Raw genomic sequence first — 345 nt, forward strand, 5'->3', positions numbered from 1 at the left:
CGGGTCGCCCGCGATCGGGGCGGCGGCGGGTTCGGGAACGACTCCGTCCGGGACGCCCCCGACCAGGACCCCCTGTTGCGCCAGTCGCACCCCGGCCAGGTGCGCCGCGTCGCGGACGACATCGCCCGCCTTGGCCGCGCCGATGGCCCCGCCCTTGAAGAAACCCCCGACCGCGGAGTGCTCGAACGCGGCCAGGGTGCCCTCGGCATCCGGGGTGAAATGCACGTCGAACCGCACGTGCATGTCCTGCCCGGCGAACGCGCCCGCGACGATCGTCGTGCCGAGGCTCCCGCGCGAGACGTCGAGCGAACCGCCGGCCGTCGGCTGTACGGTGAAGCCCTGCTC

General features: G+C 74.5%; 1 protein-coding gene. It reads right to left on the minus strand.

Annotated elements, in window-relative coordinates; all coding sequences use genetic code 11:
- Positions 1–345 (minus strand): hypothetical protein (locus R5H29_RS00735; protein WP_332328568.1); only part of this gene is annotated, 345 nt, incomplete at both ends.

It is taken from the genome of Stenotrophomonas sp. A3_2 (assembly GCF_036624925.1).
GTDB lineage: Bacteria > Pseudomonadota > Gammaproteobacteria > Xanthomonadales > Xanthomonadaceae > Stenotrophomonas > Stenotrophomonas hibiscicola.